Source organism: Dyadobacter endophyticus, from assembly GCF_014641595.1.
In the GTDB taxonomy this organism is placed as follows: domain Bacteria; phylum Bacteroidota; class Bacteroidia; order Cytophagales; family Spirosomataceae; genus Dyadobacter; species Dyadobacter endophyticus.
Window position 1 is genome coordinate 346,629 of sequence record NZ_BMIA01000004.1, and the last position, 20,752, is coordinate 367,380.

14 protein-coding genes are annotated in these 20,752 nt (G+C 51.5%); 11 read left to right on the forward strand and 3 right to left on the reverse strand.

Annotated features, from left to right (window positions below; translation table 11 throughout):
• The first annotated feature begins 5 nt into the window (after window positions 1-5).
• The 11 genes from IEY24_RS25970 (at window position 6) to IEY24_RS26020 (ending at window position 14,596) form a co-directional block, all read left to right on the forward strand.
• Window positions 6-359, forward strand: a complete 354-nt coding sequence (locus IEY24_RS25970; RefSeq protein WP_188937911.1) for a response regulator — start codon at window positions 6-8, stop codon at window positions 357-359.
• Between the two features lie 198 nt (window positions 360-557).
• Window positions 558-2,201, forward strand: coding sequence for a TldD/PmbA family protein (locus tag IEY24_RS25975; RefSeq protein ID WP_188937913.1), 1,644 nt, complete (start codon window positions 558-560; stop codon window positions 2,199-2,201).
• Window positions 2,202-2,324: 123 nt separating this feature from the next.
• Window positions 2,325-3,641 carry a TldD/PmbA family protein gene (locus IEY24_RS25980; protein WP_188937915.1) on the forward strand — a complete coding sequence of 439 codons (1,317 nt, stop codon included), beginning with the start codon at window positions 2,325-2,327 and terminating at the stop codon, window positions 3,639-3,641.
• Between the two features lie 136 nt (window positions 3,642-3,777).
• A complete protein-coding gene (locus IEY24_RS25985; protein ID WP_188937918.1) occupies window positions 3,778-5,415 on the forward strand; it encodes a TldD/PmbA family protein in 1,638 nt (545 codons plus the stop codon).
• 124 nt (window positions 5,416-5,539) lie between these two features.
• Window positions 5,540-6,877: a TldD/PmbA family protein gene (locus IEY24_RS25990; protein ID WP_188937920.1), complete on the forward strand. Its 1,338-nt coding sequence runs from the start codon at window positions 5,540-5,542 to the stop codon at window positions 6,875-6,877.
• 2 nt (window positions 6,878-6,879) lie between these two features.
• On the forward strand, window positions 6,880-7,497 hold the full coding sequence (locus tag IEY24_RS25995) for a DUF4159 domain-containing protein (RefSeq protein WP_188937922.1): 618 nt from the start codon (window positions 6,880-6,882) through the stop codon (window positions 7,495-7,497).
• Between the two features lie 135 nt (window positions 7,498-7,632).
• Window positions 7,633-8,616 carry an AAA family ATPase gene (locus IEY24_RS26000; RefSeq protein ID WP_188937924.1) on the forward strand — a complete coding sequence of 328 codons (984 nt, stop codon included), beginning with the start codon at window positions 7,633-7,635 and terminating at the stop codon, window positions 8,614-8,616.
• Between the two features lie 72 nt (window positions 8,617-8,688).
• The gene (locus IEY24_RS26005) at window positions 8,689-9,582 is read left to right on the forward strand and encodes a DUF58 domain-containing protein (protein ID WP_188937927.1); all 894 of its coding nucleotides are present in this window, start codon (window positions 8,689-8,691) and stop codon (window positions 9,580-9,582) included.
• The gene (locus IEY24_RS26010; RefSeq protein WP_188937929.1) at window positions 9,582-10,706 is read left to right on the forward strand and encodes a BatA domain-containing protein; all 1,125 of its coding nucleotides are present in this window, start codon (window positions 9,582-9,584) and stop codon (window positions 10,704-10,706) included. The genes IEY24_RS26005 and IEY24_RS26010 overlap by 1 nt, the downstream gene beginning before the upstream one ends.
• Complete coding sequence (locus IEY24_RS26015; protein ID WP_188937931.1) at window positions 10,699-12,924, forward strand: hypothetical protein; 2,226 nt, start codon at window positions 10,699-10,701, stop codon at window positions 12,922-12,924. The genes IEY24_RS26010 and IEY24_RS26015 overlap by 8 nt, the downstream gene beginning before the upstream one ends.
• A 10-nt stretch (window positions 12,925-12,934) precedes the next feature.
• Window positions 12,935-14,596 carry a hypothetical protein gene (locus IEY24_RS26020; RefSeq protein WP_229223160.1) on the forward strand — a complete coding sequence of 554 codons (1,662 nt, stop codon included), beginning with the start codon at window positions 12,935-12,937 and terminating at the stop codon, window positions 14,594-14,596.
• A 2-nt stretch (window positions 14,597-14,598) separates the two neighbouring features.
• Here the strand turns inward: IEY24_RS26020 and IEY24_RS26025 are convergent, their stop codons facing one another.
• The 3 genes from IEY24_RS26025 to IEY24_RS26035 are packed head-to-tail and all read right to left on the reverse strand — an operon-like array spanning window position 14,599 to window position 20,751.
• Window positions 14,599-15,408, reverse strand: coding sequence for a tetratricopeptide repeat protein (locus tag IEY24_RS26025; protein ID WP_188937933.1), 810 nt, complete (start codon window positions 15,406-15,408; stop codon window positions 14,599-14,601).
• A gap of 30 nt (window positions 15,409-15,438) precedes the next feature.
• Complete coding sequence (locus tag IEY24_RS26030) at window positions 15,439-18,069, reverse strand: FtsX-like permease family protein (RefSeq protein ID WP_188937936.1); 2,631 nt, start codon at window positions 18,067-18,069, stop codon at window positions 15,439-15,441.
• A 48-nt stretch (window positions 18,070-18,117) separates the two neighbouring features.
• Entirely contained in the window at window positions 18,118-20,751 is a 2,634-nt protein-coding gene (locus tag IEY24_RS26035) for an ABC transporter permease (RefSeq protein ID WP_229223170.1), read from the reverse strand.
• Window position 20,752 lies beyond the last annotated feature (1 nt).

Consider the following 20,752-nt stretch of genomic DNA (forward strand, 5'->3'; position numbering starts at 1 on the left):
TAACTATGAGCATCCTTTATGTTGACCATGAAATCAATAATCTGAATTCCTTTAAGGCGACTTTCCGAAGAGATGCCCAAATTTATCTGGCCAATTCAACCGAAGAAGGGTTGAAAATTCTCGATGAACACAAGATAGACGTCATTTTTGCAGACCATCAGATGCCTGAAATGACAGGGCTTGAATTTCTCAAACTGGCTTCCGATCAATATCCTTCCAGCATGCGGGTACTGCTTACGGGCAATGCGTACACGGAAGAATTTCGTTGGGCCGCCGGAAAGGGGTATTTTCATAGCTATGTTAACAAGCCATGGGATGAACAGCAGCTCCGGACGTTGATGATCTCACGTTTATATTAGGTATTGATTATCCGAATGCGGAGAGCGCCGGAGCCCATGTGGTTTCCGGCGCTTTTTTGTTTGCCGCAAATCGTTTACCGCAAACTGTTTGCCGTAAAAAAAATTGCCACACGAATATTTGTTGAGGATATATTGATTACATTGGAGAGTCAACATCCGACATTCTTCATCTATTGCCGGAAGGCTAAACCTTAACCAATGAAAAGAAGACACTTCATGCAGATGTCAGGCTTTGGCTTGGGCGCTATGATGCTCTCCGAGGTCCCCGTCATCGGGAATCCCGTGGCCGAAGAGCAGCTGCTCAACCCCTGGCTCGATTCCACAACCAAGAAAAAGCTTGCCGAAATAGCGTTGAATGCCGCCCGCGACAAGGGTGCCACGTACACGGACGTCCGTATCGGCCGCTATTTGCAGCAATACCTGTTTACCCGTGAAAAGCAGGTTCAGAATATCGTGAATGGCGAGTCTTACGGCATCGGTGTCCGTGTGATCGCTAACGGTACCTGGGGTTTTTCGGCTACGAGCGACGTGACGCCCGACGGTATCGCTAAATGCGCCGCTACCGCAGTTGCCATCGCCAAAGCGAATTCGAAGTTTCAGAAAGAACCCGTCGTACTAGCCGTGCAAAAAGGCGTTGGCGATCAGGTATGGAAGACGCCGCTCACCAAAAATGCATTCGAAATTCCGGTTAGGGAAAAGATAGACCTGCTGATGAACGTCAACGGTGCTGCCATGGACAATGGTGCCAACTTTGTGACGTCCAACCTGTTTTTTATCAACGAGCAGAAATATTTTGCCTCAACCGACGGTTCTTTCATCGATCAGGATGTTCACAGGATCTGGCCTACATTCACCGTGACCGTGACCGATAAAGCTTCGGGCAAGTTCAAAACCCGTGACGCGATCAGCTCGCCTATGGGTATGGGTTACGAGTATCTTGACGCCCTGGCAAGTGAAAAAATCGCCGGCCCAAACGGTTTGGTGGGCTATCGCAACGCTTATGACATGGTCGAGGATGCGATCATGGCGGCGAAGCAGGCTAAGGAGAAAGTAACGGCGAAATCGGTGATACCGGGCAAGTATGACCTTGTCTTAGATCCCAACCACCTCGGACTCACCATTCACGAGTCGGTAGGGCACCCAACGGAGCTCGACCGGGTGCTGGGTTATGAAGCCAATTACGCCGGTACGAGCTTCGCGACGCTGGACAAATGGAAGACAAAGAACTTTAATTACGGCAGCAAGCTCGTCAATATCGTCGCCGATAAGACGCAGGCACATACGCTGGGCGCGGTGGGGTACGACGACGAGGGCGTTCCCTGTAAAGAATGGGACATTATCAAGGACGGGATACTTGTCAACTACCAGGCGATCCGCGACCAGGTACAAATACTGGGCGAAAAAGAGTCGCACGGCTGCTGCTATGCCGATGATTGGAGCTCGGTTCAATTCCAGCGCATGCCGAATATCAGTCTTAAACCGGGTAGTGAGAAACGCAGCGTGCTCGATATGATCAAAGGTGTGGAAAAGGGCATTTACATCGTCGGAAGAGGTTCCTACTCAATTGATCAGCAGCGCTATAACTTCCAGTTCGGAGGACAGGTTTTTTACGAAATCAAAAACGGCGAAATCACGGGAATGCTCGAAGATGTTGCATATCAATCCAACACCCAGGAATTCTGGAACTCGTGCGTACAGCTTTGCGACAAGGACGATTACCGCACCTTCGGATCGTTTTTCGACGGCAAAGGTCAACCCGCTCAGATCAGCGCCGTCTCGCACGGAAGTTCGACGACGAGGTTTAACGGGGTGAATGTTATTAATACAGGACGAAAAATTTAAGAGAGGAGGAAGGGGAGGAAAAGGAATAAGGGGAGGAAGGAATGCATTCACATCTCCCTCCCTCCCTTTTCTCCTTCCTCCCTTTCTTCCCTTGCAAACGACCATCAAAAAGCATCACGCAAAATGGCAATCCTTACAAAAGAACAAGCAAAAAAAATCATAGATAAAGTCCTGGCGTTTTCGAAGGCTGACGAGATCAGCGCGTCGCTTTCGGGCAACCGGACGGGCAATATCCGTTATGCACGCAATTCGGTGTCGACGAGCGGTGAGACCACTGATTTGTCGCTCTCCGTTACAGCTGTTTATGGCAAAAAATCGGGGACGGCTACGATCAATGAATTTGACGACGCGTCTCTGGAAAAGACCGTGCGGCGCGCGGAGGAAATCGCGAAGCTTGCGCCTGACAATCCGGAATATATGCCTATGCTCGGGTCACAGCAATATGTGAATACCAATGCTTTCGCGGATAGCACGGCGGAAATCGGCCCGGAGTTCCGCGCCAAGGCGGCTTTCGGCAGCATTGAACCTTGTTCCAAAAAGAATCTGACCGCAGCCGGTTTCATGCAAGACACGAGCGGGTTTACGGCGCTGGGGAACAACAAGGGGCTGTTTGGTTATAACAAATCGACGTCCGTAGATTTTTCGGTTACGGTGAGGACTGCGGATGGCACCGGCTCGGGCTTCGTGCAGCGCGATTACAACGATGCGGCCAAACTGAATGCCCAGACGGCCACGGAAATTGCGATGCAAAAGGCAATGGCATCTGTGAATGCCAAGGCATTGGAACCAGGCAAATATACCGTTATCCTCGAACCGACCGCCGCCCATGATCTCATTCTGAACATGATGCGGAATATGGATGGACGCAGCGCCGATGAAGGCAGAAGCTTTCTGGGCAAAAAAGGCGGCCAGACCCGATTGGGTGAAAAGCTGCTCGATGAACGCGTGACGATCTATTCCGACCCCACAAATACCGAAATACCGGGGTCGCCATTTGCCAGCGACGGCAGGCCGCAAGAGAAAGTAACCTGGTTTGAAAATGGGGTAGTGAAAAACATGTACTACTCGCGGTTTTGGGCGGAAAAAAAGGGTGTAAAGGCGATCCCATCGCCGGATGGTATCATTTTTCCGGGTGGCGACAAGTCACTGGCCGATCTCATCAAGGGCACCGAGAAAGGTATCCTGGTTACGCGTTTCTGGTACATCCGTACCGTCGACCCGCAGACGTTACTCTATACAGGCCTCACGCGCGACGGAACTTTCTATATTGAAAATGGTCAGATCAAATATCCCGTAAAGAATTTCCGGTTCAACGAAAGTCCGGTGATCATGCTCAATAATGTGGAAGCGATCGGGAAATCGGTGCGTATTAACGGGAGCCTTATTCCCCCGCTTAAAATCCGTGATTTTACATTTACGAGCCTTTCGGACGCTGTATAGCACATACGGCAATCCATTTAACCCGGCGTCACGCCATCCATAACAGGTGAGTTGAAACAAGCGCAGCCGTTCATTAACTTATGGATTGCACTTTTTTAACTCACCCAATCAATTCTATTAGCTAAACATCTACACTTTGAAACGACGAGATTTTATTCAAATGGCCGGGCTCGGAACGGGAGCGTTCATGTTGCCGGGCCTTGCAATGGGCCGCGCGGTGTCGCCAGAGGCATTGCTGATGCCGGGTGAAGACGTGGTCGTCAAAAAGCGGCTCGCCGACGCTGCGCTGAACGCCGCCAAATCCAAGGGAGCTTCTTATGCCGATGTGCGTATTGGGCGCTACCTCAACCAGTATGTGACCACCCGTGAGGACAAGGTCGAGAACATCGTCAATACCGAATCTTACGGTGTTGGCGTGAGGGTCATTGCCAATGGCTGCTGGGGTTTTGCCGCGGTAGTGGATGTCAAAAATGAAACGCAGATGGCAAAAGCGGCGGAAGAGGCCGTGGCAATCGCAAAGGCCAATGCGAAACTCATGAAAGAGCCGGTTCAACTCGCCCCGCAAAAAGGTTTCGGAGAAGTGAGCTGGAAGGCGCCTATTAAAAAGAATGCCTTTGAAGTACCTATTAAAGAAAAGGTGGATTTACTGCTCTCAGTGAACGACGCCGCTTTGAAAAACGGTGCTAACTATGTGAATTCGATACTGTTTCAGGTGAATGAACAGAAATATTTCGCGTCTACCGACGGTTCCTACATCGACCAGGATATTCATCGCATCTGGCCGCTTTTCAATGTGACTACCATTGATCCCAAATCTGGGAAATTTGAAACCCGCAGATCGCTGAGTGCGCCCATGGGAATGGGTTATGATTACTTGCAATCGAACCCGGCAGACAAGGTTACCGGCGTCACGACCCGCTACAACAAAGGTTACGACATGCTTGAAGACGCGACCGCGGCGGCCAAACAGGCCAAGGAAAAGCTGACAGCCAAGTCGGTGGAAGCGGGCAAATATGACCTGATCCTCGATCCTTCGCATTTGTGGCTTACGATCCACGAGTCGGTAGGCCACCCGCTGGAACTCGACCGCGTGCTGGGATACGAGGCGAACTTTGCCGGAACTTCGTTTGCGACGCTGGATAAATGGCAATCCAAAAATTTCCAATACGGCAGCAAGCAGGTGAACCTGGTGGCGGATAAGTTGCAGGTAGGCTCGCTGGGCGCTGTGGGCTGGGACGACGAAGGGGTTAATACCAAGCAATGGGACCTGGTGAAGGACGGTGTGCTGGTGAACTACCAGGCGATCCGCGACCAGGCGCACATTATCGGTGCAAAAGAATCGCACGGATGCTGCTATGCGGATAGTTGGAGTTCTGTTCAATTCCAGCGCATGCCCAATGTGTCGCTGGCGGCGGGCAAAACGCCATTATCGGTGGATGACATGATTAAGGATGTCAAGAAAGGCATTTACATCATCGGCGACGGGTCGTTCTCGATCGATCAGCAGCGCTATAACTTCCAGTTTGGGGGGCAGCTATACTATGAGATCAAAGACGGTAAAATCGCCGGAATGCTGAAAGACGTGGCTTACCAGTCGAATACGCAGGAGTTCTGGAACTCGTGCGTGCAGGTTTGCGATGAGCGCGACTACCGTTTGGGTGGTTCGTTTTTCGACGGTAAAGGTCAGCCCATGCAATCCAGCGCCGTATCGCACGGCAGTTCGACGGCCCGGTTTAACGGGGTTAACGTGATCAATACCGCGAGGAAGATATAGGAAGGGAAGAAAGGGAAGAAAAGGAGGAAGGGGAAGAAGGAGGAAGGGGAGGAAGGAGTAACAAACAGAAAATAGAATTCCATCCTCCTAAAAATCAATAGACCATCAAAAAAGCATTACGCAAATGGCCATCATATTAACAGAAGCAGAAGCTAAGGCGCTGTGCCAAAAAGTGCTGAGCTATTCCAAAGCCGATGAATGCGAGGTGAATATCCTGGGTGAGGAACGGGGTAACCTGCGCTATGCCCGCAACGAAGTGTCGACGAGCGGATCGCTGATCAACCAGAATTTGCAGGTGCAATCCGCATTCGGGAAGAAGGTAGGTGTCGCGACTATCGACGAATTCAGCGACGAGTCGATTGAAAAAGTAGTCAGGAGATCGGAGGAGCTGGCGAGGCTGGCGCCCGAAAACCCTGAGCACGTAGGCGTACTCGAACCGCAGACGTATTTGAAATCCAATGGGTTCTTCGAATCCACCGCAGGCGTTAACCCCGCGTACCGTGCCGACGCAGTCGCGAAAAGCCTCGAACTGACCCGTTCACAGAATATGACGGCGGCCGGTTTCCTGGAAAATCAGAAAGGCTACTCTGCCATGATGAATTCCAAAGGGCTTTTTGCCTATTACCCCAGCACGAGCGTCAATTTTTCGCTCACCGTGCGCACGCCGGATGGGAAGGGCTCGGGATATGTTGCCAAAGGATATAGCGATGTAAATAAGCTGGATACAGCAGCGGCCACCAAAATCGCCATTCAGAAATCCAAAGGGTCTGTGGATGCGAAAGCACTGGAACCGGGTAAATACACGGTGATCCTCGAACCCACGGCAGCTGTCGTGCTTTTGGAAAACATATTCTTCAATTTCGATGCGAGAAGCGCCGACGAAGGCCGGTCATTCCTGAGCAAAGCAGGCGGGAAAAGTAAGTTGAACGAGAAGATCGTCGACGAGCGTGTCCATATCTATTCGGACCCGACTCATCCGGATTTGCCTTCATCACCCTGGTCCGGGGACGGACAGGCAGCGAACAAGATCAACTGGATCGAGAACGGAGTAGTTAAAAATCTCGTCTATTCGCGTTATTGGGCTCAAAAGAACAATGTAAAGCCGGTACCATTCCCTACGAACGTGATCATGGCAGGCGGCACGGCCAGTATGGATGAAATGATCAAATCCACGCAGCGCGGAATTTTGGTTACCAAATTGTGGTATATCCGGGAAGTCGACCCGCAAACGCTCTTGCTCACGGGCCTCACGCGCGACGGTACTTTCTATATTGAGAATGGCGTGATCAAACATCCGATTAAAAACTTCCGTTTTAACGAAAGTCCGGTGATCATGCTCAACAACCTCGAAACGCTCGGCAAACCCGAACGCGTGGTGAGCACCGAAAGCAATAGTAACTACCTGATCCCGCCGATGAAAATCCGCGAGTTCACATTCTCATCGTTATCTGACGCAGTTTAGTATTGAAACCTTTTTTCTTCACCAGAATACAATACACTTCCGGTAACTGGGATACCGACCAGCGAATGCCGTCCAATTTGCTGCATTCGCTGGTTGAGTACACCACAATACCGGTCGACGAGAAGGAAAAAGTAGTTCAGCTGAGCAGTAATGAAATATTCAAAAGCCCGTTCTGTTATCTGAGCGGGCACAAACTGGTGGAGTTTTCAGCCCAGGAGCGCGACCATTTCAAACGGTATGTGCAAAACGGCGGATTTGTGTTCGTCGACGACTGCAACCACGACATCGACGGGCTTTTTGCGAAATCTTTCGAGCAGGAAATGGCCCGGACATTCGGCCCGAAAGCCTTGCAAAAGATTCCGAACGACCATCCGGTATACCACAGTTTTTTCAAATTCGACGACGGCCCGCCGACCACCTCCTTCGAGCTGAATGGCTGGGGCGACGACCTCGTGCACGATTACCTCAAAGCCATCACCATCAATGGAAAGATCGGCGTCCTGTACAGCAATAAGGACTACGGCTGCGAATGGGATTATGATTTCAGGAACAAACGTTTCCTGGCTGTTGACAATACGCGGTTCGGGGTAAATATTGTGGTGTATGCGTTGACGGGGTAGGGGCGCCTGCGGTGCGACCGCCGATGCGAGTTTTGGTTCCGTTCGGGTTGGTGGTCAATGTGAAACAATTGGTAGTAAAAAATATTTATGTATGCCCGGCGGTCGGCCGTCGGCGGTCAAAACAACACTCAAAACTTGGAAACCTTAACGACAACGTCACACTACCGGACATTAGTAGCAAAGCTGCCGTTACTCAAAGCCGAAATCGCCAAGGTAATTGTTGGGCAACAGGAGGCTATTGACGAGATATTAATCGCACTGCTCGCTTCCGGGCATTGCCTGTTGGAGGGCGTTCCGGGGTTGGCCAAGACATTGATGGTCAAGACAATGTCCGAAGCATTGCATATGAGCTTCCGCCGGATCCAGTTTACGCCCGATCTGATGCCCGGCGATATTGTCGGTACGGAGATTTTGGAAGAGGATCATGAGACAGGTAAAAAATTCTTCAAATTCAACAGGGGGCCGCTATTTGCCAACGTGGTTCTGGCCGACGAGATCAACCGGACGCCGCCCAAAACACAGGCGGCACTGCTCGAAGCAATGCAGGAAAAAAGCGTGACATACGGTGGTGAAAATTATGCATTGCCTAACCCATTCCTGATCATCGCCACGCAAAACCCTATCGAGCAAGCGGGTACTTATCCACTTCCCGAGGCGCAACTCGACCGCTTTTTATTGTATATCAAACTGGGTTATCCAAGCGAAGAGGAGGAATTGGACGTATTACGGACAACTACCGGCATTTCAAAGCCTGAAATTGGTCGGATTTTGTCCGATTCGGAAATCGCCGATCTGCAAAAGCTGACACGGCAGGTACATATAGCCGATGAATTGTTGGTGCGAATTAACAATCTGGTGCGTTCGTCACGGCCTGAAACGACCCAGTCGGAGTTCGTGCGGGAATGGTGCGACTGGGGCGCGGGCCCGCGCGCGGGGCAGGCACTCGTGTTATGTGCGAAGGCGCGTGCGGTGTTGCACGAACGGTTTTCCGTGGTGCCCGAGGATATCCGCTCATTGGCATACCCGGTGCTGCGGCATCGCATTGCCATGAATTTCCGCGCGGAGGCGGAGGGTATTACCAGCGATCATGCCATTATGGAGTTATTGACCGGGTTGTAATATTCCAAGTATGGAACCATGCAACGACAGACGATGATGAAATGACGTCGGAAACCGACAAATAATGCCACCATGCAAAAAACTACCGGATTACTGGCGTCCAGCCTTATTAAGCTCAAAAACCTGCAACTGACCGGGAAACTGGTGAGTGAGGAGCTGATGCTGGGCATTCATTCCAGCAAGCGGTCGGGGATCGGTATTGAATTTGAGCAATATCGCCATTACGAACCCGGCGACGATCCGAAACGCATTGACTGGAAATTGTTTGCGCGAACCAACAAACACCTCGTCCGCGAATCCTCCACGGAAAGCGACCGGCAGATACGGTTTGTACTGGACTTGTCGGGATCGATGAATTATGCAGAAAATGGCGTAAGCCGACTACAATATGCGCAAATCCTGCTGGCATCACTTGCCTACCTGTGCTACATCCAGAACGACCAGATGAGTTTGTATGGATTGAAGGAAGGGCAGGTCGAAACGATCGCCGGGACAGGCTCGGCGTCATCGGCCAGGCAGGCATTTCAAAAAATACTGGTAGGGTTGGAAAAAGCCACCGCGGCTGGGTCCTGGGGAATGTCCGGGCCGAGGCACGCAGAATTTCAGTTGAGAAAGAAGGAGCAACTCATCTTTGTGAGTGATCTGCTGCAAACCGGCGACGAGTGGTTATCTTGGATACGCTCTCTGGCCGGGCCTCAGAGAGAAATAGTGATCTTCCAGATATTGGGCGACCAGGAGGAGGAATTTAATTTAAAGGGATTTTACAGGTTCAAGGACCTGGAAAGCGGACGGGAGATGGAGCTGGACGCAGAGTCGGCAGGCACCGCATTCAGAATGTCGATCCAAGCCTACCTGGCCGATTTGAAAACGGCATTGCAAATCCCTCATGTGCGCCTTGTTCGTGTACGTATGAGCGAGCCTGTCGGAATGGTTTTGAAGGCTTTTTTAACCAGAAGAAAAGGCTGATGGCATTCTTGCAACCATATATGCTTTGGGGAATGCTGGCCGTAGCGGTACCGGTCGCAATTCATTTTTGGTACCAGAAAAAAGGTAAAACGATTGAATGGGCGGCAATGCGCTGGCTGGGCGAGCAAACTACGCCGCAACAGCGAGGCATTCGATTGAATGAAGTGTGGCTGATGATCTTGCGGTGTTTAGTGGTTTTGCTGCTGGCTTTGATATTGAGCAAACCGGCCGCCGACTGGTTCAAAAATGCAGGCAAGCCGGAAGTGATTCATCTGGTACAGGCCGACCGGCTTGTTACCGATACCTATCGTTTTGAGCTCAAAAAAGCGCAGCGTAATGGCGAGCATATTTATTGGCTCGGAGCTAGGCCGGAGAAGGTTAACGACCTCGCGGTAAAGCCTGTCGGTACTTCGTGGTCAGGATTTTTACAGCAGAATATCAATGCATTGGCGGGGGGCAATGCGAAGGATTTTAGATTGTATTTCCGAAACGACCGCGGATTGGAGGGGTTCTCGCCAGTATATGTTCCCGGTGAATACCAGCTTTTTCCGGCAGTTGATTCATCACAAAAGAAGCAGGTCGATATTTTGAAAAACAGGCCACCACATAACGGAACCCTTCATGTGCTGCTGGACTACCGCGACGCGGCGGAAAGGCACACAGTCCGTGCTGCGCTTTCGGCATTGAGTGAGGTTTATGGTTTTTCTTTTGAAATTGAAGAAAAAAAAGGCTCTGTTGACCACTACGATTGGGTTTTTACCGATAGACAATGGCCAGATCCGCAACCAGGAACAACCTATGTCGTATCAGGCAATGCGCCCCGATGGAATGCTCCGGCAAATGTCATTCAGCTGCGCGACACCTTGCGGATGGCGGATTCGGAGCTGGTCGAAAGCGGCCGGTTGCCCGAGTGGCTGGGCGACTTGCTGGTGGAACATTTGGATTTCAGAACAACCAACCCGCCTTTGAGCAGAGGTCAGTTGAAAGCATTGTTTAAAAAAGTTGCCGCTTCGGGTGCGCAAGAAGAGGCGGTATTGCGGCCCTGGTTGCTGCTGATACTGATATTGTTGATGGCCGCGGAACGCTGGTTGGCGCTACGCAAAACGGGTAGGAGCCATGGCTGATGTAAGAAAACTCGTCAATTCGGTGAATACCCATTTGCAATGGCTTGCCATTCTCAAATGTTTTTTGCTGGGTTTAGCCGCCCACATGCTGGCCAATGCATTTTTACCCGACAGTCCGTGGCTGAGTTCCAGTGCGCGTTTTATCGGCTGGTTGATTGGGATATGGATTACCAGGGCATTTACTGATAAGCGGAGTGCCGCTATTTCTTTGATACATAGCCATAACCTCGATGCAGAATACAGCCTCGACTTGCTCGACAGGAACGATCTGAATGTGGCCGAGCAAATGCAGCTCGAACGGATCGGCGGACGGAATATCACCTTTCCGCGCCGCATATTGTACCGCGGTATCTGGAAGTATTTCGCGGCGGTGGTCCTGGCTACCTGCATTTTCCACAGTTGGACGACAATCCGTGACCGAAATGCCTCGCACGGGAAGCCGATATCAGCTGCGACCGCAGGTAAAAACGCTTCTGAGCCGGTTATTCCAAGATTTGCGTCTTCCGCCGTGAAAATAGTGCCGCCCGACTATACCGGCTTGCCGGAACGTAAATCCGGCGACTTGAATGTCAGCGGGATCGTCGGATCGCGGATAGAATGGTCTGTCTGGTTCGATCGGCCAGAGCAGCTATCAGTCCGGATTGCCAACAGCCGGGGCGAAGAAGTTAGTTTGCGTGAAATCAATGGCGTATTCGTCTATCAGGACCGCCTTACCGGTTCAGGTTTGTATTCCATAAAAGGTTATTGGAAGGATTCGCTCGTTTATCAGTCCGATTTCTACAAACTCGAAGCATTGCCCGACCTTGCCCCGCGCATCGAACCTGCCTCGAAGGAATTATATCAATATCATTTTTTGAAAGATCCGAAAACCATCCGCGTCACTGCCAAAATATCGGACGATTTCAAAGTCAGGCAGGCATTTATCGTCGCTACCGTAGCCCGCGGTTCGGGCGAAAATGTGAAATTCCGGGAAATTCGGCTCCCACTTGCCCCAGCCGATTTCCGGGAAGCCAACATTCAGAAAACCATCGACCTCAATGCATTGAATTTTACTCCGGGCGACGAGCTCTACTATTATTGGGCGGCGATCGACAACCGCCGGCCCGAAGCGAATTTTAGCAAGTCGGACACCTATTTCATGGTGTACAAGGACACCGCGAATGTGGAAGAGGCGGAGTTGGCAACCATGGCCGTGAATGTGATGCCCGAATATTTCCGAAGCCAGAGGCAGATTATTATCGACACGGAGAAGCTCATTGCCAGACGAAAAAAGCTCAAAAAGACTGAATTTAATTCCACTTCCAACGAAATCGGCTTTGACCAAAAAGTGCTCCGGCTGCGCTATGGGCAATATCTGGGTGAAGAATTCGAAACCAGCATCGGCGGCGATCCTGCGTCCGATAATGGCAATATCGTCGATGCCTTTACCCACCATTCCGACGGGCAGGGCGAAGGCGCCGAATCGCGTACGGGCGAGCCTGGCGGTGGCGACCCTCACACGGGCGAACCCACGCACACGAACGAGCACACACATCAGCATAATGAGCCTGCGGGCGAGAAAGACCCGCTTGCGGCGCTAATGGAACAATATACGCACTCGCACGACGATGCCGAGACGAACACCTTTTACGAGCAATCGACGCGCAGCCTTTTGAAAATGGCTTTGGAGCAAATGTGGCAATCGGAGCTGCATTTGCGCACTTATGAGCCTGAAAAAGCGCTTCCATTCGAGCACAAGGCTTTGGAGTACCTTAAAACTGCCCAGCAGAAGGCGAGGACCTACGTGAAGAAAAGTGGTTACGACCCGCCGCCGATCAAGGAAAAGGAGAAGCGGCTGACCGGCGAGATGAAAGATCTCACGACAAAATGGGAGTTTGAAAAGGAGTTTAACCAAAAACAAACTACTGCGCTGGCGACTACTTTGCTTGGCTACCTGGAAAAGGGTGATTTAAGCAAAGTTGAGCGGCCGAAACTGGCAGCATTAAGCTTTGAAATGGTTCAGCGGCTGTCCGACAGCGGACCGTTCAACGGAGGTTTGCAGAACTGGAACATGATTGCGGCTCTGCAAAAACTGGCGGCGGGCAGGGCATTGAAGGATGCTGAAATGGCTAGTTTGAAACGGGATTTGTACAAACGCACGGATGTCACATTGCAAAGCCGCGCTTCATGGTCGGGCGAGAAAAAGTTGGAGGCTGCATTCCGCAAAGCGCTACGTTAACCCGTTTTAAATGAATTTAGCAAGAATTACTCACCGAATGATTCATACCGATTTTAACTGGACAGAACCCGTCGATTTAACATTGCTGCTCGCGGCAACGGCATTGCTCGCGGTGCAGTGCGGATTGTTGTACACGCGGCACCGCCATTCGGGAAGGGTGGGTATCAGGTTGATTTTGAATGTAATATTATGGCTGAGTGCCGTTGTATGGATACTGGACCCATATTTTAAATCAAGTAGCAGGTCGAAAATCGGACTGTTGATTGCCGAAAATGTCCCTTCGGAGGTTGTGGGGGACATCCGTGATCGCTTGGCGGGGGCGGAGGTGATCCGTCAGGATGCAATCGGTACCGGGCTGGTAGATACGCTGGCAATAGTCGGTCAGGAGTTCCCCAATACGGTTTTTGCGTCGGTAAGGCAACTGAAAAATGTGCCCGATTTGCATTGGGAGCCCTATTTTGCACGGGAAGAGCTGAGCGATTTGCATTGGAAGGGCATATTGCGAAAAGGCGGAATGCAGCGGATTGTAGGAAGTATTCAAGCGACGGGAAAAAAAACCTTGCATGTGCGCTACGCCGGCCAGACGCTCGATAGCGTCATGCTCAACGTGGGTACCAACAATTTCCGGCTTGCATTTCCCGCATTCAGCGAAGGCCGGACCACCACGACCCTCGATCTCAACGGGCAGACCATCGATACGGTACGCTTTTTTACACTGCCCGGGCAGAAACTGACGATCCGGTTTCTCCTCGATGCACCCGATTTTGAAACAAGAAATCTGGCTACCTGGCTCGGGAAACAGGGCCATGCCGCACTCTATGAAGCCACATTATCCACCGATATCCGGAGCAAACTGAATATCAACCGTGCCGCTGAGCCTGATCTGATCATAACCACCGCTGCGAATGCTGCTGACGCGGTGATCAGGAAGGCGGTTAATGCCGGTAAAAGTGTACTTTTTCTGCAACTGGGAGACCCTGCCGCCGAGCTCCGGGCTATTAATGCGGCGTTGGGCACGCGCTTTCAGGCGGCGAAAATTTCTAATGAAGAGTCGGTACCGGTGTCGACTTCGTTAACAGCCCAGCCTTTCCGCTTCGAGCCGCAGCGTTTCCAGGCGAGGGCGTCGCATTACCCGGTGATGACCGAAAAGACGACCGGCATCATCGCGGTCAGCTTGCTGAACGAAACCTTTCCGATGCAACTGTCGGGCGATAGCACTGCTTATGGAAAGGTTTGGAGTGAAATCCTCGCATATGCGCGTCCCGCGCAGGCGTCGGTGATTGAATGCGACGCCCCGGTTTTTCAAAATGTGCCTGTGACAATGCATTTAAACAATTTTCAGCCCATTCCGCCATTTCTGACGGTGGGGCAGGACACTGTGCCTACGATTACTTCGGCAGTGAATGATCGTTCGGCCACTGTTGCTTTTTTGCCGGTTCAAAATGGGTGGGTATCTCTCCACGATTCGCTCAATACCGAACTTTACGTGCAGGATTACTCCTCGTTGCGGTATGCATCGCGCATGCAGCATTTTATTCAATCAACACAAAAACTAAAAGTAGCAGCTGGTGGAAGGGACGATTCGTTTGCTACCAAAAAGCTTCCCGGCTGGGCATGGCTTACCTGGCTAATGCTCTGCCTGGCTGCGCTATGGATCGAGCCGAAGTTGTGATTTCAACGTTTGTCAATGTCTTCCAGGGTAATCTGCCGGGGAAACTTTGCGTAGCGCAGATTGGGCTCGTTTAATGCATAACCGTCCTGTATCGCCTGCCTTGCCTTTTCGAAGTAAATATTATGGTGCTGATTGCCAGTTACTTTCATCGTCATGGCCAGGTAATAGTTAGCCATCGGGTGCATTTCGTACAGTTGCAGACATTCGCTGAATTTCCGCTCGGCCTGATCGAATTCGTTCATCAGGTAATACAAAATGCCAAAATAGAGCAGGGAATTGAAATGAAGATCGTTCTGTCCCTCGCCGCGTTTTTGCTGGGCAATGTCTTTGAGGAAATACATTTCTGCCTCCTTGTAATTCCTTGATTCCATGTGGCTTAATGCGATGAAAAACGAAAAGGTGTGATCCATCGTGAATGCATTGGGTGTGAGCTGTTCCGCCGCCAGGAGATCGGTAATGGCCTTTGGATAATCCTGGGTTATCAAACAATGCAAGTACCCACGGTATGCCAGCCAGCGCTTGGGATCGAGCGTCACGGCGGTGTCGTTATAGGCGATCATTCTTCCAAAGTTGCCCAGGAACATCTGCCGGATTCCTTTTTCCTGATATGCTTCCGAAATGTTGGGGCAAATAGAGATGAGCGTATCAAAAGTTGCGTCCCAGTCAGGACTATCCACGCCGATTGAGTGCGCCTTTTGGACATATGCATGAAAGAGGCTGTCCTGGACCCGGCGTGACGAACAGTCAGGTTGCGCCCACGCTGCGGTAAGCGTGGAGAACAACAAAACCGGAAGCAGGACGATACGTTGCATAGGCCAGATAACAATCAAATATACCTTAAATTACTCCGATTTCAGCGATTGCGTCGGGTTGGTCAATGCCGCGCGAACGGATTGGAAACTGATGGTTGCCAGCGTGATGACAATCGTAACCAACCCAGCGCCGGCGAATATACCGGCTCCGATCGTCGCGCGATAGGCAAAATGATCCAGCCAGCGGCGCGTGAGCCACCACGCCAGCGGACAGCCAATGGCAATGGCGACGGCCACGAGCACGAGAAATTCCCGCGACAACATCGCAACCACACTGCCAGTGGTGGCGCCCAGGACTTTCCGCACACCGATTTCCTTCCGCCGACGCTCGGCCGTGAATGCAGCCAGGCCAAAAAGACCGAGGCATGATATCAATATCGCCAAAACGGCAAAATACCTGGCCAGTTGTGCCACAAGCTTTTCCGAGGCGTACTGAATCTGGTAGTCACGGTCGAGGAAGTCGTAGTCGAATGCATAGCCAGGATTGAAGCTAGCATAAAATGCCTGTATCCGGGCAACAGTAGCGGGCACCTCGCCGGCCTGTATTTTGACCGTCGCCAGCATGGTCTCCTGAGGCGATAGTTTGAAAATGAACGGTTTGATGATTTCGTGGAGTGAATTAAAATGAAAATCCCGCGCCACGCCGACGATACGGGTCTTCCGGCCGTCGACCATGATCTGCTTGCCGATTGGGTCGGTAATGCCCATTTGGCGGATAGCTGTCTCGTTCAATATGACCGCGGTCGAGTCCGATCCGAAATCTTTTGAAAAGCTCCTCCCTGCGACCATCGGAATTCCCAGTGTTTCGGTAAGGCCATAATTGACCGGCATTTTATAGAAACGGATCTCGTCTTTCTCGTTTTTACCGTCCCAACGCACGCCTGCCGACGGCATGAATGCTGGCAAGACGATTTTTTGCTGAATGCTGGACGCGTTTACGACACCGGGTACCGTTTTCAGCCCTGCCAGGAATGCGTTTGTCTGTGTTGCGGCACGACCCTCCATTTCGAAATACACAATATTATCCTTTTCGTAACCCGGATTTTTAGCTTGCACATAGTCGATTTGTTTGTAAACCACGACTACCGAAATGATGAAGATCACAGAAACGGCGAACTGGAACACTACGAGCCCTTTTCGCACCCAGAGTTCGCCCATTCCGTGTAATAGTTTGCCTTTTAGGGTGAGGGCGGGGTTAAACCGGGAAAGGTACAATGCGGGATAGCTACCCGAGAGCAGGCCCGTCAACAGCAGGATCACGGCCAGTGCCGCTATGAACTGTCCTCCGAAATGCAAGGTCAGCTGCTTGTTTGTGAGTGTATTAAAATAAGGTAATATAAGCCAAACGACGCCCAGTGCGATAAGCAGCGTCACGAAACTCATCAGGATCGATTCCCCGAGGAACTGAAAAACGAGCGTCAGCCTTCCGGCACCCAATGCTTTCTTGACACCCACTTCTTTGACCCTTACCGATGCCTTAGCCGTCGAGAGATTCATGAAATTGATGCAGGCAATGAGAAGGATAAAGACCGCAATAGCGCCGAACAGCTTCACATATTCGATCCGCCCGCCCGATTGCACGCCGTTTTCATAGGTGCCATAGAGGTATTTATCGGAGTATTTTCGGATGAATAAGGTCGCATTAGGGTCGTTGAAATGTTTTTTTGCGTAGCCCGCCAGTTTTGCTTCCAATAAATGTGCGTCGGCACCAGGCCTCAGCACGAGGTAGTTATGGAACGGGCCGGTAGCTGTATTGGGCATACTTCCCTGGGGTAATATGTCGTCCCAGGCGCTCAATGGTATCAGCAGTTCCGACTGCTCACTCGAATTGCGGGGCTGATCCCGGAACACACCGGTTACCTGACTTTGGCGGGAGAATGCCTGCCATTTCCATTCTACCAGCTGATTCATCGCTTTTTCGGGTGATCCAAAGAGCCTGCTAGCCATTCGCTCCGAAATCACAACCGTGTTTTTGTCGGTGAGTACCGACTGCGCATTGCCTTGTATTAAGGGAAAAGAGAATGCTTTGAAATAATCGCTGCTGACGAAGTTTCCCGCCGCGCTTACCGTCCGCCCGCCGCGGGCCCGCCCGCCGAGTGAAAGACTGAATTTCTGAAACCAGACAGGCGGCGTCGTACAAACCGCCATTTCGACTTCGGGCATATCCCGGGGAAGAAATACCCTTAAAATGCCGCCGGTACCTTCCGAGGTAACCAGCCTGTCGCCGCCTTTCTCGTGGACCATCACCTGGTAGAGACGGGCATCTTTGTCGTGAAACTTATCGAAAGTCCGTTCGTCAGTTATCCAAAGGTAGATAAGCAGCGTACAGATGAGGCCGGTAGTAAGTCCAACGGCATTCAGAAATGTAAACTGCCGGTTTTTGGCAAAATGCCGCCAGGCGTAGGTGAAGTAATGATGCAACATTGCAGGGCTCAGGTTGGAGACGGTTGGATATGGTCTTGGACTTTTCTTTGTGAAATAGGGGGTAAGGTGCCGCATAGCCGCCCACGCATATTCGCGTCGTGCCTGCGTGGGACCCGCCTCTTGTACGCGCCGCAGGAAAATCTCTTCCAGATTTCCCTGGATGTCTTCCAGAAAACGTGGGTTCACAAACTTTTCGAGCAGGTAATCTGCCCAACGGGGCGGACGGTGTTCAGGCATCTCTAAGTGTTTTTGAAATGATCTAATGGTCGGCGGCAGCATACGGCATTATTCCGACCTCAGGCTGCGGATCGGGTTCATCGTAGCCGCTTTAATTGCGTGGAAGCTCACCGTGAGCACCGTGATCAGCAGCGTGCCGAGGCCGGTTAGGGCGAATATCCACCACGAAATGGTGGTGTGATAATCATATTTTTGCAGCCAAGCATTCAGGAAATAGTATGCGCCGGGCGTTGCGATGAGGAATGCAATGCAAACCAGCATGACAAAATCACGCGATAACAGGCTCCAAACGTTCATAACCGTCGCACCAAGTACTTTTCTGACACCAATCTCTTTGGTCCGCTGCTCGGCTATAAATGACGCCACACCGAAAAGGCCGAGACAGCTGATCAGTACGGCCAGTAGGGAAAAGAAAGTGGTCAGTTTACCGATGCGTACTTCGTCAAAGAACTTCCGGGCGTATCTCTCATCGATGAATTCATATTCGAACGGGGAGCCCGGGTTATATTTTTCAAAAACCGTTTTGATCTTTTCAATGGAAGCGGACGAGCCTGCGGCCGGATTGAGACGGATGTTGATCACATTGCCCTGTCCCGCCGAAATACAGAAGAATTGCGGCCTTGCGGGGGCGTATGGCGAGTTCACGACGATGTCCCTGATCACACCGACGATCTTGTAGGGCTTTTTAAACCAGGTCAGCGGGGCGTCGATGGGGGCTTGCAAGCCCATAAATTTTACTGCGGTTTCATTCACGATGAGTGCCACCGAATCCGTCGCGAAATCCCGCGAGAAGTCGCGGCCCTGCACGAACTGCCAGCCAACAGTTTTACCGTAATCATAAGAGACCTCGTCGAACGAGAAATCGACCGATTGCTCCGGGTCTTTGCCTTTCCATTCAAAACCACTCGTAGACGACCATGTTTCGGTAGTAGGACTGCCCGACTCTGCCATTTCCACAATCGCGCCATTGCTTTTCAGGTCCAGACGTACGGCTTCGAAATGTTTGTGAATGTCTCCGGTATTTGCGAAAATGGAAATGAGCCCGTCGCGGCTGTAACCTACCGGACGGTTTTTAGCGAATTGGATCTGCCGGAATACTACGGCTGTTCCGATGATCAGGACGATAGAAACCGAAAACTGCACGACTACCAGCACTTTTCGCGGAATCGCGGCAAAACGGCCTGCTCGGAAAGTGCCTTTCAGTACCTTCACAGGTTGGAATGAAGAAAGGTACAATGCGGGATAGCTGCCCGCAATAACTGCCGTGATAACGCTGAAACCAGCCCCTGCAAGCCAGAACTCGGGCCTGTCCCAAGGCATGACGATCTTCTTATCGGCTACTTCATTGAAAACCGGCAGGCATAGCAACACGAGCAAGATCGCAAGCACGAATGCGAAGCCGACGACCAGAAATGATTCGGAGAAGAATTGTGTGATCAGCTGGTTGCGCACCGATCCGACGGCCTTGCGGATGCCTACTTCCCTGGCCCGCTTTTCGGAACGCGCTGTGCTAAGGTTCATGAAATTGATGCAGGCCAGGAGCAGCACGAACACGCCGATGGTACCAAAGAGCCACACGAATTCGATGCGGCCGCCTACGCGGTGCCCTTCTTTGAATTCCGAGTAGAGGTGCCATTCGCTCATCGGGTTCAGGAACACGTCGGGTTTATATTTCAGTTGCTCCTTATTGATATTTCTTTTCTTAATGTCCTTAATACGCGCGGTGGCCAGGTCGATATCAGCGTGATCGATCAGCTGCACGAACGTCTGGTAGGCATTCGGACGCCACGGGTCTTCCATGGTTTTGAGCCAGGGATTGCTAATAACCATCAATTGCCAGGGCATCATGAACAACATTTCGCGGAAGGAGGTATTGTTGGGGAAATCTTCATAAACCCCTGTAACCTTCACGTTGAGGTTGTTATCGATCTTCATGGTTTTGTCGATGGGATCGGCGTCGCCAAAAAAGGCCTTGGCGATGGATTCCGAAAGCATAATGGAGTAGGGGTCTTTCAAACCCGAGCGTGTGCCGCGTAGCATACGCAGGCTGAACATTTCAGGTGCGTCCGCCTCAATGTATGCCCCACTTTTGTTGAACTTCTTGTCGCCATTGGCCAGGATATGCCAGTTGTTCCAGGAGGCCATGACGACATATTTGAAGTCAGCACCATAGTTTCGCCTGATCTCGTCCCCGATTGGGAACGGCAGCGAAGTTTGCGTGCCGACCTGCCCGTTGAACGTCTGGTGCTGCCACACCTGGGCGATACGGTTGTGATTCTCGAAATACCTGTCGAACGATAGCTCGTCGTAAATCCAGAGGCCGATCAGCATGGCGACGGCCATGCCCATGGCCAGGCCGGTGATGTTGATGAAGCTATAAGCCTTATTCTTGGCCAGCGTCCGGAGCGAGATTTTGAGATAGTTTCTGAGCATGGCAGGACTGAAAATATAGGTGGGAGAATAGGTGCGGGGTTTGCGTTTTATAAAATACGGTCGTATGTAGCGTACAGCGGCGAGCAGGTAGCGCAAGCGCGCCATCCGTGCGCTCCCTTGCCGCGCCTGCTGCGCATATACCTCGTGCAGGTCGCCGAGAATGTCTTCCAGGAAATGCGGCGCGATGATGATTGTTAGCAGCCGGTCGACCCAGCGGGGCGGGCTGCCATGGTTGGGCACTTTTTCCATA

Coding starts and splice junctions, on each gene's coding strand:
- IEY24_RS25975 (WP_188937913.1), top strand. CDS start 558: ATGAAAAGAAGACACTTCATGCAGATGTCAGGCTTTGGCTTGGGCGCT.
- IEY24_RS25990 (WP_188937920.1), top strand. CDS start 5,540: ATGGCCATCATATTAACAGAAGCAGAAGCTAAGGCGCTGTGCCAAAAA.
- IEY24_RS26030 (WP_188937936.1), bottom strand. CDS start 18,069: ATGCCTGAACACCGTCCGCCCCGTTGGGCAGATTACCTGCTCGAAAAG.
- IEY24_RS26015 (WP_188937931.1), top strand. CDS start 10,699: ATGGCTGATGTAAGAAAACTCGTCAATTCGGTGAATACCCATTTGCAA.
- IEY24_RS26025 (WP_188937933.1), bottom strand. CDS start 15,408: ATGCAACGTATCGTCCTGCTTCCGGTTTTGTTGTTCTCCACGCTTACC.
- IEY24_RS26035 (WP_229223170.1), bottom strand. CDS start 20,751: ATGGAAAAAGTGCCCAACCATGGCAGCCCGCCCCGCTGGGTCGACCGG.
- IEY24_RS25970 (WP_188937911.1), top strand. CDS start 6: ATGAGCATCCTTTATGTTGACCATGAAATCAATAATCTGAATTCCTTT.
- IEY24_RS26010 (WP_188937929.1), top strand. CDS start 9,582: ATGGCATTCTTGCAACCATATATGCTTTGGGGAATGCTGGCCGTAGCG.
- IEY24_RS26005 (WP_188937927.1), top strand. CDS start 8,689: ATGCAAAAAACTACCGGATTACTGGCGTCCAGCCTTATTAAGCTCAAA.
- IEY24_RS25980 (WP_188937915.1), top strand. CDS start 2,325: ATGGCAATCCTTACAAAAGAACAAGCAAAAAAAATCATAGATAAAGTC.
- IEY24_RS26020 (WP_229223160.1), top strand. CDS start 12,935: ATGAATTTAGCAAGAATTACTCACCGAATGATTCATACCGATTTTAAC.